The following is a 15,865-nucleotide window of genomic DNA, read 5'->3' as shown; positions in this document are numbered from 1 at the left end:
ATTCCTGTATGTGGATTAGTAGCCGGAGACGACCGGATTGAGCGGCTTTTCGCCGAGCAGAACGGCACGCACGTTTTCGGCGGCCACGCGGCGCGCTTCGTGCAGGGCGTCCTCCGAGATGTACGCCGCATGCGGCGTTATGATGCAGTTTTCGAGCGAGAACAACGGGTTGTCGGCGGGCTTCCAGTCGGCCTGCTTGGCCGGTTCCTCTTCTGTATCGTCGAGCGCCGCCGCCGCGATATGACCGCTGACGAGTGCGTCGTACAGCGCGCGGTTGTCGACTACCTTGCCTCGCGAACAGTTGACCAGCAGCGCGCCCGGCTTCATCGCGGCGAGCGCTTTCGCATCGATCAGATGATGCGTTTGCGGCGTGTACGGGCACATCACGTCAATCAGGTCGGCTTCCGAAAGCATCTCCTCCAGCGTGACCTTGCGCACGCCATGCGATACCATCAGGCTCGCGCTCACATACGGGTCGTAGGCGACGACATCGAAGCCGAACGGATTCAACTTGCGCGCCATGTTCTGCGCGATGCGCCCGAAGCCCACGAGACCGAACACGCTGCCGCGCATGCGAGGAATCGGCCGGTTCCAGGTGTTCCAGTGCCACTCGCCGCGTCGTGTTGACGCCGCATACGTCGGGATCGACCGGAAGATCGTCAGCGCCATGCTGATGGAATGATCCGCGACTTCCTCGATGCAGTAGTCCGGCACGTTCGTCACCACGATGCCCGCTTCGCGCGCGGCATCGACATCGAGAATGTCCACGCCGATGCCATAGCGCGCGATGACCTTGCAGTTCTTCAGCGCGCGGATGGTGCTGGCGGGAATCTTGGCGTATTGCTGCATCAGCGCGTCGGCGTCGCGGGCGAGTTCCGCGAGGCCTTCTCCCGTGCGCGACTGCAAGCCGATTACTTGCGCGCCGATGGATTCGAGAATCTTGCTTTCGATGGCGAGATCGGGATAGTCGTAATCCGTCACATACACTTTGAACAAGGTCGTTCCTTTTATGGGTTGTTATGCGATGCGTTGCACCATTCGATGTTTCGCTCGGCGTACCGGTCCATTGCGATCAGCGCGGCGACCACGTTCGCTGGCGTCACTGGATAAGGTTCGTTGTGAATGATCTCGCCGGCCCGGCATGCCCGTTCAGCGACGGTCGTCAACGCGTCGATATCTCCTGCGTCCACGCCGATTTCGCGCAGGCGATACGGCAAGTCGACAGCGCGGCAAAAGCGGAACACGCGAAGACGTTCTTCGTCCGGCACGGCAGACAAAAACAGCGATGCGAGCGTGCCGATTGCCACCTTTTCGCCGTGCAGGAAGTCATGCGAGGACGGAAGCTCCGCCAGTCCGTGATGAATCGCGTGCGCGGCCGCCACGCCCGCCGATTCGAACCCGATGCCCGATAACAGCACGGTGGCTTCGAGCGTGGCATCGAAATCCTGCGTGACAATATTCGCGCGGCAGTCGTCCACCGCTTGCGGTGCGTGTTCGAAGAGCGTGTCGCGGCAAAGCTTCGCTGCCTGAAGCGCCAGCAACGTGCCGCGTCCGCCACACAGATTCGCGGCATGCGCGCGGGCGCACGCCTGTGCTTCGTACCAGGTGGACAACGCGTCGCCGATGCCCGCGATGAAGAAGCGCACCGGCGCGTTCGCGATGATCTGCGAGTCGACGAGCACGAGATCCGGATTGCGGCGCACGAAGCGGTCGCGGACCACGCGGCCCGCGTCGTCGTAGATCACGGAGAGCGCGGAGCAGGGCGAATCGGTTGCTGCGATGGTCGGCACGCAGATAAACGGCAAGCGCAGATCGTCGGCGGCGGCGCGCCCGACATCGACCACTTTTCCGCCGCCGAACGACAGGACCATTTGCGCGCCGGTATCGCGGATCCACGCGGCCGCGTCTTCGATAGCGCGCTCGGTGCTCGATGCCGGCACGCATCGCGCATAGATACGGACGCGCTGCGCGCGTGCCGTCACACCTTCGAGCAGCGCGGACACGTTGGCGTCGACCAGACACGCGGCCGATGAACCGTATCGCGCGAGCTCGTCATCCAGCGTGCTCAATGCGCCTGCGCCCTGCACGTAGCGCGATGGAAACACGCTCGTGCGCGGCATGACGGAGGACGAGTTCATTCGAAACTCCCTGTTCAGCCGACGACGTAGCCGCCGTCCACCGCGATGGTCGCGCCGGTGATGTAGCGCGCGGCCGGCGTTGACAAAAAGATGGCGGCGCCCACGAGATCGTCGGCTTCACCCCAGCGTTTGAGCGCCGTGCGTTCGGCGATCTTCGTCGCGGCCGCTTCCTCGCTCCATAGTCCGTGCGTCATCGCCGTGCGGTGATAACCCGGCGCGATGGCATTGACGCGCACGCCGTCGCGCCCATGACGATGCGCCAATGCGCGCGTCAACCCGAGCATGCCGCTCTTGCTCGCGCAATAGGCGGGCACTTCCGCATCGGCGAGATAACTCAGCATGGAAGCGATGTTGATGATCGTGCCTTGGGAGCGCGTGAGAAGCGGAATGGTCGAGCTGGACAATCGCATGGCGCTGATCAGATTGATGTCCATGACGTTGAGGAACGTGGCGTCGTCGTATTCCCGACCGGGCCGCGAGATGCCTTGCGCGTTCACGAGAATGTCGAGATGCTCCAAGCGCTGCACGAACGATGCAATCGCTTCGGGATTGGTCACATCGAGTTGATCGAACGTGAGGTGATCCGTTGCATCGGCCCGCTTAAGTTGCGTAATCTTGTCGATGGAACTGCCCGTCGCCATGACTCGCGCGCCGAGTCCCGCGAGTCCCTTTGCGATATCAAGACCGATTCCGCTGGTACCGCCGGACACGAGCGCGGTTTTTCCGGCCAGAACATCCGGTGCGAAGCAGGAAAGAATGTCATTCATATGGCGTCTCCGATTAGTCATCCTTATGTCGATCCACGCGCGTAGCAGATCCATGCGTGCGTCAGATAGCGTGCGTCAGCGCAGGATCGGTGGATTCGATGTCGCGGGTCCGTGCTTCTTGCGGCAATGTCTCGCCCATCATCATCGACACGCCGCGGTCGGCAACGGCATACGTCGTCGCAACCGTGTTGCCGCTGACGATGGTGGGCCACGACGAGGTATCGAACACGCGCAAGCCCTCGATGCCGCGCACCGTCATGTCCGTGCGCAGAACGGCCATCGGATCGCTATCCGCGCCCATGCGCGCAGTGCCCGCCGGGTGATAGACCGTCTTCACGGTGCGGCGGCAATGCTCCGCGAGCGCCTCGTCCGATGCGGCAGATGCATCCGTCAACGCACGCTCGTCCGGCAATACGATTCGATCGACCATGCCTTCGAGCGGTCCGGCGCGCATGATGCGCGCCGCGCGGCGCATGCCCGCGATGGACAGCCGAAGGTCATCGGGATGATGCAGATAGTTCGGGTAGACGATGGGCGTCGCGGCCGAATCGGCCGTCTGCAGCGAGACGCGGCCACGGCTTTTCGGGCGCATCACGCAACTGTTCAGCGTGAACCCGTAGGTCGCGCGTGTCGACGTGACATCGGGGTCGAGATACACGGTCGGCAGGCAGAACACCTGAATGGACGGCGCGCCGGATGCGTCGTCGGGATTGAAGAACGCACCGGCTTCCACCGCGTTAGATGCGACCGGGCCGTTGTGGAACGCGAGATATTGCAGCCCGTTGCGTAACTGGTTCCAGCCGCGATCCTGATTGAAGTAGCCGTGTTTTCCTTTGGAGAACGCGACGACCGGCACTTCATGATGATCCTGCAAATTCTCGCCGACACCGGGCAGATCAGCCTTCACCGGGATATCCAAACGCGCCAGTTCGCCCGCCGCGCCGATGCCCGACAACATCAGCAGTTTGGGTGTCACGAGCGCGCCTGCTGTCAGAATCACCTGTCCGCCGAAAATCTGCTCGCGCTGCGATCCATTCTGCACTTCGATGCCGCGCGCCACGTTACCTTCGATCAGAATGCGCGTGACCGTGGTGTCCGTGCGGATCTCCAGACGCGGATCGTTCATGACGGGCGCAAGGAATGCGTCGACGCCGCTGCATCGGCGGCCGCGATACGTCGTCGTCTGATAGAAGCCCGCGCCCATTTGCGTGCCGCTGTTGAAATCGGGGTTGAAGGGCAGGCCGGTCTGCTGCGCGGCAAGCACGAATGCGCGCGATACATCGCTCAGGTTCGCGCCGTCGGATACCTTCAGCGGACCGTCGACGCCGTGCTCCGCGTTGTTGAACGTGGAGTTGCCTTCGAGCCGGATGAAGTGCGGCAGCAGACGACGGTAATTCAAAGACGCGTCGCCGGTGACGGACACCCAGTCGTCGTAGTCGCGCGCCTGGCCGCGAATGTAGACCATCGCGTTGACGGAACTGCCGCCACCGAGCACCTTGCCCTGCGGAATCGAAGGCTGGCGGCGGTTCAGATGCGCATGTTCCGCGCTGCGATGAAACGTCATGTAGTCGCGATTCGTCAGCAGCTTGACGAAGCCCGCAGGCATGTGGATGAGCGGATTGCGGTCGCGCGCGCCCGCTTCGACGAGCAGAACCCGCGCGCCATGATCGCGCACCAGACGGCCGGCGGTCAGACAACCCGCCGCGCCCGCGCCAATCACGATGAAATCGTAGTGCGTCGTTGCTTTGGCCATATCTCGAAACCTGGAACCTTGAGAAGCGATGTGATCCGTCGCAAATAATCAGCCGCGCGTGCGCCGCGCCATGCCCGCGAGAATGGCCGCGCCCGCGATCGCGAGACCCTGCACGATCAGCTTGCCGGACTCGCCCGCGCCGTAGGCGTTGAGCACGTTGAAGAGCAGCGTGAGCGCGAAGGCCGCCGCGCACGGTCCGATCAAGCCGCCGCGTCCGCCGCCGAAGGTAATGCCGCCAAGGATCACGCCTGCGATCGAGTTCATCACCACGTCGGTGCCCACACTGGTCGTGCTTACGCCGACATAGCCCGACAGCAACAGACCGCCCGCCGCGGCGAGCAGACCCGCAGCGACATGCGAGGCGATAAACACGCCCTCGACCGGCAAGCCCGACAGCGTGGCCGCGACCGGATTGCTGCCTACGGCCTTAAGCAGACGGCCGAACACCATGTAGCGCAACGGGATGGCGAGGAGCAGCAGCACGCCCGCCCAGATCACGGTTGCGATGGGCACCATGCCGAGCTTCGCGCTGCCGAGCACTTGCACCGGCTCCGGCACCGAGCCGGGACTGCTGCCGGAACTCAGGAACAGCACGGTCCCTGTGAGAATGGACGCCATCGCAAGCGTGGCGATCACGGCGGACGCGCGAAACTGCGTGATGAGCAGGCCGTTGACGAGGCCGATCAGCGCGCCCATCGCGAGCGCGCCGAGAAGCAGCATCGGCGCGGACAGCTCGTTGAGCGGTGCGGTGGTGATCAGATAGTTCGTCATCACAAAAACGCCGCCGACGGACAGGTCGATGGAGCGGCATCGCATCACAATCATCTGTGCGGCGACGGCCAGGCCGAGCGGCGCGGCCTGACGCGCGATGACCATCTGAAACGGCAGTTGCAACAGCACCGGGCGAAGAAAAACGCAGAACAGCAACAGCGCGGCGAGCACGAAGATCGACGGCGGCACCGCGACGAAGAACTTGCGGAAGTCGAAGCGCGGCGCGGCGCGCATCGAAAGATTTCCGGCTTCGGAGGCAGGTTGGACGGGCATGGCGTAGTTTCCAGACTTAGATTCCGATTTCTTTACGGCGACGCAGGCAGACCGCGAACAGCAGCAGCGCGCCGTTGACCACCGAAAGAAGGAAGGGATTGATCTGCACGATATTCATCGCGTTGCCGACGATACTCAGCAGCAACGCGCCGAACGCCGTGCCAAGCGGCCCGCCGATCCCGCCGCTCAGTTGCGTGCCGCCGAGGGCGACGGCGGCCACTGAGTCAAGCCCGTACGATGCGCCGACCCACGGATCGCCTGAGGAAATACGTCCGGCGAGGAAGATGCCGGCGACCGCCGCGAACAGTGCGCAAATCACATAGGACGCGATGGTGGTGCGCGTGACGGACACGCCCGCGAGCGCCGCGTTATCCGCGCCGCCGCCGACCGCGTAGACGTGCAGGCCGAGCCGCGAGCGATGCAGCAGCGACCACGCGAACCAGATCGCCAGCGCAACCCACAACAGCGCGATCGGCACGCCCATCACGGAGTTGCCGACGGCGGCGGGAATCATCGGCCAGACGCTGCCGCCAGGCGACGGCTGCACGAGCAGCACGATGCCTTGCAGCACAGTTCCGGTGGACAAGGTCATGATGATCGGATGCACGCGAAACCGCGTCACGCCGACACCGTTCACGATACCGACGAGCGCGGCGCTCAGGATGGTCAGCGCGATCGCGAGCGCGGGCGAGCTGATGGTGGCGAGAATGCACGTGGACAGGCTCATCACGACACCGACCGACAGGTCAAGACCGCCGGTGAGAATCGGCAAGGTCTGTCCGAGTGCGACGACCATCAGCGGCGTGGCCTGCACGATGAGGTTGCCGAGGTTCTGCGGCGTCCGGAAGCTCGCGAAAGAGGCCGCCAGCGCCACGATCGCGATCACCAGCAGCGCGCCGGACACGTATTGGCCGCCGGTGCGGTCGGCCCGGAGAGAGGTGAGGCGCGAAATCATGCTGTGGCTCCTGCAAGCGTTTCGGTACGGGCGACGGCCGCCTGCAGAATGTCCTCTTCCGTGGCGTCCTTCGCGTCGATTTCCTTGACGATGCGATGGTTGCTGACAACGAGAACGCGGTCGGCCAGGCCGATCACTTCGGGCAACTCGCGCGACGTGAAGATCACCGCGCCGCCGCGCTCGCAAAAAGTGCGTAACGCGTTGTAGATGTCGACCTTGGCGCCGACATCGACGCCGCGCGTTGGCTCTTCGATCAGCAGTACATCTGCGTCGATGGCTATCCAGCGTCCGAGCATCACCTTTTGCTGATTGCCACCCGACAGGCTGACGACTGCTTGAGCCGGGCTGGCCGCGCGTATCCGCAGTTCGTCGGAGAGCCGCTTGACGAGCGCCGCGAGCGGCCGCGCGATGGCCCACGAGTGCTTGCGTTGATGCATGCCGAGCGTCAGGTTTTCGCGAATTGGCAAGTCGAGATAGAGGCCTTCGCCCTTGCGGTCTTCTGGCATGAAGGCGAGGCCGTTCGACAGCGCGAGGCGCACGCCCGCACGCGGTCGGAAGGAGATCGACGCACCCGAACGGCGCTGCAATTCCAGCTTGCCGGTGCAGCCTTTCGCCACGCCCGCGAGCGAGCGCACGATTTCGCGTTGTCCCTGACCCTCGAGTCCGCCGAGCGCGAGGATCTCGCCGCGTCTCACATCGAAGTCGACGCCGGTGCGGCCCGGCGCGGTGCTCAGCGCGCTTACCTTCAGCGCCGCGCCGTTGTGATAATCCGCGCGCGGCGGATAGAGGTGCTCCACATCGCGCCCGACCATCAGTGACAGCAGGCGGTCGGGGTTCAAATCGGCGGTGGCGTATGAGCCGACCAGCTTGCCGTCCTTGAGGACCGTCGCGGTATCGCACAGGTCGAAAATTTCCCGCATCCGATGCGATATGTAGAAGATGCACTTGCCCTGATCACGCAGTTTGAGGAGCAGCGACTCGATGCGCTCCACATCTTTCGTGTTCAGCGCGGCGGTCGGCTCGTCGAAGATGAAAATGTCCGCACTGACGGCCAGACCCTTCGCGATCTCGACAGACTGCTGCTCGGCCACGGTGAGCGAACTCACCAGCCGGCGCGGATCGATTCTCAGGCCGAGATAGCCGAGTGCCGCGCGCGCTTCTTCCTCCATGCGCCTGCGGTCTACGCCATACAGTCCGCGCTTCGGCTCGCGTCCGAGGAACATCGTCTCGGCCACGGTGAGATTGCCGACAAGCGAGAATTCCTGAAATACGGTCGAAATGCCTGCGTTGAGCGCGTCGAGCGGAGACGAGAACCGCACCGGCGTGCCGCGCACCGTGACCTGACCTTCGGTCGGCGCGACCACGCCAGCGATGATCTTCATCAACGTGGATTTGCCCGCGCCGTTTTCACCGGTGACAGCGTGAATCGAACCGGCCTTGCCCGTGATGCCAACATCCACGAGCGAAGGCACGCCGTCATACAACTTCGTGATGTGACTTGCAGCGACTAACGTTTCCATGACGCGTGTCTCCGTCGCTTACTTCGAACCGTAGTATTTCTTTAGATCGGCTTCGGGCAACGAACTGGGCGCCCAGTAGTTGTCGTTGAGATCGGGCCGGAAGAACTTGTCGAAATTGGCCTTGGTGATCGGGTCGGGGCGCAGTACGTATCGCTTGTGCAGCGAGTCGCCATTGAGTAACGCCACCGCTGCGCGAATGCCGGCCGCGCCTTGTTCGGACGGAAACACAGCCGCCATTGCATTTGCGCCGCTGTTCTTCCAGGCGCGCATGAAGCCGTTGTTCCCTTCGCCGGTGATGGGCGGAACGGGCTTACCGAATTCCTTGAACACTTCGATACAGGCGCGGCTCATATCGCCGCCCGAAGACCAGATACCGTCCGGATTCGGGTTGGAGAGCATGAGCGACTCGCACACCTGCTTTCCCTTGTTGTAGGACCAGTCGCCGTATTGCTCGGATGCGATCTTGATATTCGACCCGGCGAGCGCCTTGCGCAGGCCGTCGTAGCGCATGGTGTCGGCCGCGATACCGGCCTGGCCGCGAAGCACCCAGATGTTGCCCTTGCCGTGCAGCGTATCGACCAGCCACTTGCCGCCTACCTGCCCGAAGTAGAGCGATTCGCCTTGAATCTCAGTGGTGTAGGCGTCCGTATCGACTTCGGTCGAGTGCACGATCAGGGGAATACCCGCCGCGACCGCCTTCTTGATGACCGGCGTGAGCGCGGTGTATGACACCGGTGCGATGATAATCGCATCGACCTTCTGCGCGATCATGTCTTCGATATCTGCGATCTGCTTAGCGGGCTTGGAGTTGGCGTCGGCGAAAACGACCTTGGCGATTTCCTTGTGCTTGGCCGCTTCCGCGTCGGTTTCATGCACCATCTGCGTCATCCAGGTGTTGCCGAAACCCCAGATGCTGAAGCCGATTTTCCAGGGCGCCGATTTCTTGTACTGATTCGGCGCAGTCATCGGATTGGTGCCTTCGCGCACGATGGCGCCCGGCATCAGAACCGGCTCTGCAGCCTGACTTGCCACGCCAGTCAGGGACAGCACAGCTGCGACGATGGCGCGCAAGAAGAAGGCGTTGGATTGCTTCATGTTTCGTTGTCTCCGGGGTTGAACTGCGTTTTTGCGTTGCCTTTGCGTTTGCTTGGCAGCGCTCGTTGTGTAGTGTAATATTTCACATGTTAGATGTTGATGTCAACAACATCTGCGACGGACCGTCGCAAACGAATGAGAGGAGCAGTGCAAATGAGCCGCGGTTTTACACCGATTCAGCACACCCATCTGGCCGATCAGGTGTACGACGCCGTACGGGCGCGCATCCTGAGTCGCGCAATGAAGATCGACGAGCAGATCAACGTGGACGAAGTTGCGCTCGAATTGCAGGTCAGCCGTACACCGGTGGTGGACGCTATCAAGCGACTGGCGTCGGATGGCCTCGTCGAGGTCAGGGCACGGCGGGGTACCTTCGTCAAAGGCATCACCGAACAAGATGCGGTCGAAATCTTCCAGGTTCGGGAAGCGCTCGAACTCTATTCGGCGCGTTTCGTGATTCACAGCCCCGAGAACCCGCAGGTCACCAAACGCATGCGGGCGCTGATCGACGAAATGAGCGGATTCATGTCCGACAGCGAGTTCAAGGACTACCTGGCGTTTTCGCTCGCCGACAGCGCGTTTCACAACACGCTGATCGATGCCTGCAATAACCAGCGCATGAAACTCACCTACGAGAATCTGAACATCTACATGCACATCATGCGCAGCCATTACTACCGGCCGCTGGTGCCGCCGAAGCGTGTGCATACGGAGCACCTCGCCATCCTCAAGGCGGTCGTGTCGAAGGACGAGGCGGCGGCGGAACGCGCGATCAGTCAGCACCTGGCTTCGACTCGCGAAAAGATGATCAACAACATTCGCAATAGCGGCGGCGTGCTGTAAGCCGGCCACGCTGGATCGAACGAACAAGGGACAAGCGAGATGAAACAGTTGGGCAAGGAAGCGTTGCTCGTCGTCGGCACTTATACATTGCCGATGCCGCACGTGAACGGCGAAGGCAAGGGCATCTACGTGCTCGGCTTCGATACGGCCACTGGCAAACTGCGCGAGCGTTCGGTGCAGGCGGCAGTCAATCCTTCATATGTCGCGTTGTCCGCAGACCGCAAGCGTCTTTACGCTGTGCGTGAAGTGGATGCGAAAGACGGGCCGGGCATCGGTGTGTATAAACTCGATCCGGATAACGGCACACTCGATCTACTGCGCGACCTGACGACGCCAGGCGGCTGGCCCTGTCACATATCGGTCGACGACGAGCTCTCCCTGTTGCTCGTTTCAAACTATGCGACCGGCGAAGTGCTCGCCTATGCGCTAGATGCCAACGGCGTACCTTCCGGCGAGCCGCGTCTGCTGGCCCGCGAGGGCAGCGGGCCCAACGCCGCACGTCAGGAGGGCCCGCATGCGCACTGCGCGCTCGTCAGTCCGGATAGACGCCATCTCTACCTTTCCGATCTCGGCATCGACGGAATTGTGCGGCATCGTCTTAGCCTGGGCGGCGAGCCGGAATCAGCATCCGATCTGATGCTGCCCGCCGCTCCCGGCGCGGGTCCGCGTCATCTCGCCTTCACGCGCTCGGGCACGCACATGCTCGTGAACTACGAGTTGAGTTCGACAGTTCGCATGTACGCACTCGGCGATCACGACGCGCAACTGGTGAGCGAAGTCTCGACATTGCCGCAGTCGTTCGATCAGGAAAGCGCGACAGGCGGCATGCGGTTGCATCCGTCAGGCAAGTTCGTGTATGTCGGCAATCGAGGACACGACTCCGTATTCGCCGCGCGCATCGACGAAGCGCAGGGCACGCTCGAGTCGATCGGAACGTGGGCGGTCGGCGGCCGAACGCCGCGCGATATCCGCGTGTCGCCGGACGGCCGCTTTCTGCTGGCCGCGTCGCAGGACGACGGCTTCATCCGCGTGTTCTCAATCGACGAGCAAACCGGCGCGCTGACCGATACGGGACATACGCACGCGATTCCCTCGGGCGTCTGCATGGAATTCATCTAAGGAGAATTGCAACATGAATCATCCTATTCCTCGCTGTGTGATGGTGACCGGCGCCGGCGGCAATCTGGGGCAGAAGGTCGTCGAGGCGCTGACCCGCACCGAATGGTGCGAGCAGGTCATCGGTATCGTTCGCAGCGGCGATTACTCGAAGTTCTCCGATGCCGCCCGCAAGCGCCTTCGTCTGGTTCAGGGCGATCTAACCCAACGCGCCGGCGAATGGACGCGCGCCATGGACGAGGTCGACGCCGTGATTCATTTCGCCGCGCTCAATCCCGTGCCGGATTCTTCATGGCTCGACTCACTCGCCTCCTATGAGATGACCTCGAATCTGCTGATGGAATGCGTGCGGGCAGGCGTCCCGCGCTTCGTGTTCGCATCTTCGAACCACACGATGGGCGCATACAAGGACATGCCACTGGCCGCGAAGATGGGCCCCGGCCTGCTCACGACCGACATTGCCACCGCACCCGGAACGAAATGGCACGACGGCACGCGCGAACTGTATTCGCTCGCCTATGGCACGGCCAAGGTCATGGGCGAAAAGCTTTGCGCGTCCGTGGCGGAACTCGCAGGCGGCAAGCTGAGCACCGTGTCCGTGCGAGTGGGCTGGGCGCTCACCGGCGAGAACAACGCGCGCGACATCACGCACTCGGGCTCGCCCGCATCGACGTCCGACACGACCGTGCTGGACGATGAAGCCCGCCGCACCCTGCGATGGTTCCGCAACATGTGGCTGTCCAATCGCGATCTCGATCAGTTGTTCATTCGCTCGGTGCTTGCGTCTAGCGACGCATGGCCTTCGCAGGCGATCGTCGTCAACGGTGTGTCGAACAACAAGGACATGGACTGGGATCTAAGCGGCGCGATCGAGTATCTCGGCTATCGGCCCGAAGACGACGCCTACGCTCACGTCGAAAGGGCGTAACGAGGTCACGCGCCCATGACCATCTCCAACATTGAAGACCTGCGGCGCGAAGCGCGGCGCAAGTTGCCCCGGATGTTCTTCGACTACATCGACGGCGGCGCGTTTTCCGAGCGCACGCTGGCGCGCAACACAGAAGACTTCGACCGGTGCACGCTCGAGCAGCGCGTGCTCGTCGATCTCTCGACGCGCGATCTGTCGACCGAATTTCTCGGCGCTCGCTATTCGATGCCCGCCATGCTCGCGCCGGTCGGATTCGCCGGATCGTTCTGGCCCGACGGCGAAGTGCAGGCCGCGCACGCCGCGCGGGACGCCGGCATACCGATGTGCCTTTCGACCTTCTCCATCAATTCGATCGAGGAAGTGGGCGCCGCGATGCCGAACGGTTTGTCCATGCAGCTTTACGTGTTCAAGGACCGCGAACTCGCATCCGAAATCATGCAGCGCGCGTGGCAGGTCGGCGTGACGACGCTCTTTCTTACGGCCGACACCAACGTGTCGTCGGTGCGCGAGCGCGACACGCGTAATGGTTTTCGCACGTCGTCATCGCTCAGGCTCGCCACGATTCTCGATCTGATGTCACGGCCCGCATGGTGCATACGCATGGGTGTGCATGGCCGCCTTCTGCTCGGCAATGTCAAAGGTAAGGCCGGCGTGCCCGCCAATCTGATGGCGCAGGCCGCGTATCTGTCCGCGAATGTCGATGCGAGGATGAGCTGGTCCGACCTCGCCTGGTTACGCCGCGAATGGCCCGGCAAGCTTGTCGTCAAGGGCGTGTTGTCGGTGCAGGACGCAGAACGCGCGCTCGACGGCGGCGCGGACGGCGTTTGCGTATCGAATCACGGTGGACGTCAGCTCGACGGCGCACGTTCGTCCATTTCCACATTGCCCGAAATCGCCCGCTTCGTCGCGGGCCGCGCCGAAGTGCTGCTCGATAGCGGAATACGCCGGGGCAGTCATATCGTGAAAGCGATCGGGCTAGGCGCGGATGCAGTCCTGCTGGGCCGCGCGTATGCCTACGGACTGGGTGCATCGGGACGCAAGGGCGTGCGCCAGGCAATCGAGCTGCTGCGCACCGAAACGGATCTGACCTTAGCTCTGATGGGCATGTGTTCGATCGACGAGCTTCGCGCGAACCGCGACGCTGTGCGGCATCGCTTCACGCCGGGACCGGGCGAGCCCGCGCCCGATGTCGGGCATCTGCTCCACGGCATCGCTCGTGAAGCGCAGGCGTCGCGCTGATGCGTCGACGAAGAAATATTCCCCATAAACCGCAAGGAGCATAGTGATGGCCGAGATCGTCGAGAAGTATTCACCCATGACACCCTATCAACTTCCTTTCCCCAAGGAAGCGCAGAAGGAAGTAGTGGTGCCGTTCGCCATTCCGCAGGACGAGCGTGTGTGGGTTCCGCAAGCGGAGAACGTGTCGTTCCGTCCGCTTTGTCTGAATGCGTCGCAGGGTTACTGGATGAACCTGTTGCGCGTGCGCAAGTCGGGCGTGCTCAGCCGGCATCGTCATCCGCAGGGCGTGCATGGCATGGTGCTCAAGGGCCGTTGGAAATATCTCGAACACGAATGGACTGCCACGGAGGGCAGCTACGTGTACGAACCGCCGGGCGAAACGCACACGCTCTACGTGCCCGAAGACGTCGAAGAAATGATCACGTACTTCCAGGTCAACGGCGTGATGTTCTACTGCGATCCGTATGGCAACTACACCGGGTACGAAGACGTGTTCACGAAAATCGACATGTGCCGCAAGCACTATGCATCGGTCGGACTGGGCGAAGATTACGTCGATCAGTTCATCCGGTAAGCCAAGCGGTCTTCCGGACCCTTGACACGTGTCCGTCTTGTAGTACAACGAATCTGATCGGATTTCATTGAAGCGATCAGCGTCATCAAACATCCGGAACTCATATGACGTTCAAAGAGAATCTTCTTGATGGCAAGGTCGCCCTCGTGACGGGCGGCCGGTCGGGAATCGGGGCGGCGATCGCCAACCGTCTTGCGCAACTTGGCGCGCGTGTCGTCGCGGCGGGCTTGCCCCAGCCTGAAGGCGCCACCGATACGCTCGATGCAGCCGTCGAACAGGTATCGCTCGATGTCTGTTCTACTGAAGATGTCACCGCACTGATCGGCCGATTCGAACGCCTTGATATGCTCGTCAATTGCGCGGGCGTGATACGGCGTGGCGACGAACACGAAGTGGAGGTGTTCGAGAAAGTGCTGGATATCAACCTCAACGGGACGATGCGCGCATGCGCGGCCGCGCGCGCGTTGCTTGCGCAATCGGCCGGATGCATCGTGAATACCGCGTCGATGCTGAGCTTTTTCGGCGGCGGCCTGGTGCCGGCGTACAGCGCCAGCAAGGGCGGCGTCGCGCAACTGACCAAGTCGCTCGCGATCGCTTATGCGGCCGACGGCATCCGCGTGAATGCGATCGCGCCGGGATGGATCGCCACGCCGCTGACGCAGGCGCTACAGAACGACGACGCCCGCTCGCAGGCCATTCTCGGCCGCACGCCGCTCGCGCGATGGGGCACGCCCGAAGAAGTTGCGCAGGTCGCGGTGTTCCTGTGTACGCCGGCGGCGTCGTTCATGACGGCATCGATCGTACCGGTGGATGGCGGCTACCTCGTGGCCTGACATCGCTGAGGCGTGCTCACGCTGCAAGGCCCGCGCGACGCGTAGCAGAGCACTTCGTCCTCATGGACTTTCGAATGCACATTGAATCCCACGGCTCACCCGCGCTCATCGGTCTCGACTGGGGCACCTCGTCATTGCGCGCCTATCTGTTCGATGCGGTGGGCGGCGTCATCGATACGCGCCAGTCCGCGAACGGCATCATGCGTTTGCCGAAGCCGAGAGAGGCGGGCGGCTTCGACGAAGCGTTCGAAGCCATCTGCGGCGACTGGCTGACCGCGCGCGAGGTGCCGGTCATCGCGGCCGGCTTGATCGGCAGCGCGCAAGGCTGGGCCGAAGCGCCTTACGTCACTGCGCCCGCGAATTGCGCGCCGTTAAGTGGGGGACTCAAGACGGTGAAGTCGTCGCGCGGCGTGCCGGTTCATATCGTGCCGTGAATCATCGAGCGGAGCAGGCTTCCGAACGTGATGCGCGGCGAAGAAACGCAGATTGTCGGTGCGCTGGTTGCGCATCCGGAATTCGCCGATGGCGGTAGGACCTTGATCGGCCTTCCTGGTACGCACGCGAAATGGGCGTTCGTCGTCGATGGAAGCATCGAGCGCTTCCTGACGTTCATGACCGGCGAAGTGTTCGGCGTTTTCGCGATTACACCATACTCGGACGCACGATGCATCCGTGTCCGGGCACCGACGAGGTCGCGTTTCTACGCGGCGTCGATGCCGCCAGACAATGCGGCGACGCAGGCATGCTCGCGACGATCTTCAGCGCACGCACGCTCGGCTTGACGGGCGAGTTGCAGGCCGAGCAACAGGCGGACTATCTGTCGGGTCTGCTCATCACGCATGAACTGCTTGGATTGTCGAATCACCTTGCGAGCGAACACAGCACGCTCGCCGACTGGATGCTCGGACTGATCGGCGAGCGCGCGCTGTACCGCCGATACCAACTTGCGCTCGAACGCCTCGGCTGCACCGATGTTCGCGTGCTTCAAGGCACGACGGAACATGGGCTTTTTCACATCGCGCAGGATGCGGGTCTGCTGTCGCCCGCGCATGCGGACTAA

Annotated in this window: 14 protein-coding genes and 1 pseudogene; 7 read left to right on the top strand and 8 right to left on the bottom strand. The window is 62.7% G+C overall.

The annotated features are described in order from the left end of the window. Nucleotides 1-15: 15 nt before the first annotated feature. The 8 genes from LDZ21_RS29800 to LDZ21_RS29765 form a co-directional block, all read right to left on the bottom strand. Entirely contained in the window at nucleotides 16-987 is a 972-nt protein-coding gene (locus tag LDZ21_RS29800; RefSeq protein WP_244797995.1) for a C-terminal binding protein, read from the bottom strand. 20 nt (nucleotides 988-1,007) lie between these two features. Next, nucleotides 1,008-2,138 (bottom strand): glycerol dehydrogenase, encoded by a 1,131-nt coding sequence (locus LDZ21_RS29795; RefSeq protein ID WP_244797766.1) that lies wholly within the window; start codon nucleotides 2,136-2,138, stop codon nucleotides 1,008-1,010. Between the two features lie 14 nt (nucleotides 2,139-2,152). Next, a complete protein-coding gene (locus tag LDZ21_RS29790; RefSeq protein WP_244797765.1) occupies nucleotides 2,153-2,905 on the bottom strand; it encodes an SDR family NAD(P)-dependent oxidoreductase in 753 nt (250 codons plus the stop codon). A gap of 61 nt (nucleotides 2,906-2,966) precedes the next feature. After that, on the bottom strand, nucleotides 2,967-4,658 hold the full coding sequence (locus LDZ21_RS29785; RefSeq protein WP_244797764.1) for a GMC family oxidoreductase: 1,692 nt from the start codon (nucleotides 4,656-4,658) through the stop codon (nucleotides 2,967-2,969). 48 nt (nucleotides 4,659-4,706) lie between these two features. After that, the gene (locus LDZ21_RS29780; RefSeq protein WP_244797763.1) at nucleotides 4,707-5,702 is read right to left on the bottom strand and encodes an ABC transporter permease; all 996 of its coding nucleotides are present in this window, start codon (nucleotides 5,700-5,702) and stop codon (nucleotides 4,707-4,709) included. A gap of 16 nt (nucleotides 5,703-5,718) precedes the next feature. Next, entirely contained in the window at nucleotides 5,719-6,657 is a 939-nt protein-coding gene (locus tag LDZ21_RS29775) for an ABC transporter permease (protein WP_244797762.1), read from the bottom strand. Further along, nucleotides 6,654-8,177, bottom strand: coding sequence for a sugar ABC transporter ATP-binding protein (locus LDZ21_RS29770; protein WP_244797761.1), 1,524 nt, complete (start codon nucleotides 8,175-8,177; stop codon nucleotides 6,654-6,656). The genes LDZ21_RS29775 and LDZ21_RS29770 overlap by 4 nt, the downstream gene beginning before the upstream one ends. An 18-nt stretch (nucleotides 8,178-8,195) precedes the next feature. Next, entirely contained in the window at nucleotides 8,196-9,272 is a 1,077-nt protein-coding gene (locus LDZ21_RS29765) for an ABC transporter substrate-binding protein (RefSeq protein WP_244797760.1), read from the bottom strand. Nucleotides 9,273-9,425: 153 nt separating this feature from the next. Between LDZ21_RS29765 and LDZ21_RS29760 the strand changes: the two genes are divergently transcribed. The 7 genes and pseudogenes from LDZ21_RS29760 to LDZ21_RS29730 all read left to right on the top strand — a co-directional run bounded on the left by LDZ21_RS29760 (nucleotide 9,426) and on the right by LDZ21_RS29730 (nucleotide 15,865). Then, nucleotides 9,426-10,115: a GntR family transcriptional regulator gene (locus LDZ21_RS29760; RefSeq protein ID WP_244797759.1), complete on the top strand. Its 690-nt coding sequence runs from the start codon at nucleotides 9,426-9,428 to the stop codon at nucleotides 10,113-10,115. Nucleotides 10,116-10,154: 39 nt separating this feature from the next. Then, nucleotides 10,155-11,234 carry a lactonase family protein gene (locus LDZ21_RS29755; protein ID WP_244797758.1) on the top strand — a complete coding sequence of 360 codons (1,080 nt, stop codon included), beginning with the start codon at nucleotides 10,155-10,157 and terminating at the stop codon, nucleotides 11,232-11,234. A 13-nt stretch (nucleotides 11,235-11,247) separates the two neighbouring features. Continuing rightward, nucleotides 11,248-12,159, top strand: coding sequence for an NAD-dependent epimerase/dehydratase family protein (locus tag LDZ21_RS29750; protein WP_244797757.1), 912 nt, complete (start codon nucleotides 11,248-11,250; stop codon nucleotides 12,157-12,159). Between the two features lie 15 nt (nucleotides 12,160-12,174). Beyond that, entirely contained in the window at nucleotides 12,175-13,398 is a 1,224-nt protein-coding gene (locus LDZ21_RS29745; RefSeq protein WP_244797756.1) for an alpha-hydroxy acid oxidase, read from the top strand. 46 nt (nucleotides 13,399-13,444) lie between these two features. Further along, nucleotides 13,445-13,972: a 2,4'-dihydroxyacetophenone dioxygenase family protein gene (locus tag LDZ21_RS29740; RefSeq protein WP_244797755.1), complete on the top strand. Its 528-nt coding sequence runs from the start codon at nucleotides 13,445-13,447 to the stop codon at nucleotides 13,970-13,972. Between the two features lie 104 nt (nucleotides 13,973-14,076). Next, complete coding sequence (locus LDZ21_RS29735) at nucleotides 14,077-14,805, top strand: SDR family NAD(P)-dependent oxidoreductase (RefSeq protein WP_244797754.1); 729 nt, start codon at nucleotides 14,077-14,079, stop codon at nucleotides 14,803-14,805. A 62-nt stretch (nucleotides 14,806-14,867) separates the two neighbouring features. After that, nucleotides 14,868-15,865, top strand: a pseudogene (locus LDZ21_RS29730) (2-dehydro-3-deoxygalactonokinase).

It is taken from the genome of Caballeronia grimmiae, from assembly GCF_022879615.1.
GTDB lineage: Bacteria > Pseudomonadota > Gammaproteobacteria > Burkholderiales > Burkholderiaceae > Caballeronia > Caballeronia grimmiae.
This window is presented reverse-complemented; position numbering and strand designations above follow the sequence as displayed.

Coding starts and splice junctions, on each gene's coding strand:
- LDZ21_RS29795 (WP_244797766.1), bottom strand. CDS start 2,138: ATGAACTCGTCCTCCGTCATGCCGCGCACGAGCGTGTTTCCATCGCGC.
- LDZ21_RS29790 (WP_244797765.1), bottom strand. CDS start 2,905: ATGAATGACATTCTTTCCTGCTTCGCACCGGATGTTCTGGCCGGAAAA.
- LDZ21_RS29785 (WP_244797764.1), bottom strand. CDS start 4,658: ATGGCCAAAGCAACGACGCACTACGATTTCATCGTGATTGGCGCGGGC.
- LDZ21_RS29780 (WP_244797763.1), bottom strand. CDS start 5,702: ATGCCCGTCCAACCTGCCTCCGAAGCCGGAAATCTTTCGATGCGCGCC.
- LDZ21_RS29775 (WP_244797762.1), bottom strand. CDS start 6,657: ATGATTTCGCGCCTCACCTCTCTCCGGGCCGACCGCACCGGCGGCCAA.
- LDZ21_RS29770 (WP_244797761.1), bottom strand. CDS start 8,177: ATGGAAACGTTAGTCGCTGCAAGTCACATCACGAAGTTGTATGACGGC.
- LDZ21_RS29765 (WP_244797760.1), bottom strand. CDS start 9,272: ATGAAGCAATCCAACGCCTTCTTCTTGCGCGCCATCGTCGCAGCTGTG.
- LDZ21_RS29760 (WP_244797759.1), top strand. CDS start 9,426: ATGAGCCGCGGTTTTACACCGATTCAGCACACCCATCTGGCCGATCAG.
- LDZ21_RS29755 (WP_244797758.1), top strand. CDS start 10,155: ATGAAACAGTTGGGCAAGGAAGCGTTGCTCGTCGTCGGCACTTATACA.
- LDZ21_RS29750 (WP_244797757.1), top strand. CDS start 11,248: ATGAATCATCCTATTCCTCGCTGTGTGATGGTGACCGGCGCCGGCGGC.
- LDZ21_RS29745 (WP_244797756.1), top strand. CDS start 12,175: ATGACCATCTCCAACATTGAAGACCTGCGGCGCGAAGCGCGGCGCAAG.
- LDZ21_RS29740 (WP_244797755.1), top strand. CDS start 13,445: ATGGCCGAGATCGTCGAGAAGTATTCACCCATGACACCCTATCAACTT.
- LDZ21_RS29735 (WP_244797754.1), top strand. CDS start 14,077: ATGACGTTCAAAGAGAATCTTCTTGATGGCAAGGTCGCCCTCGTGACG.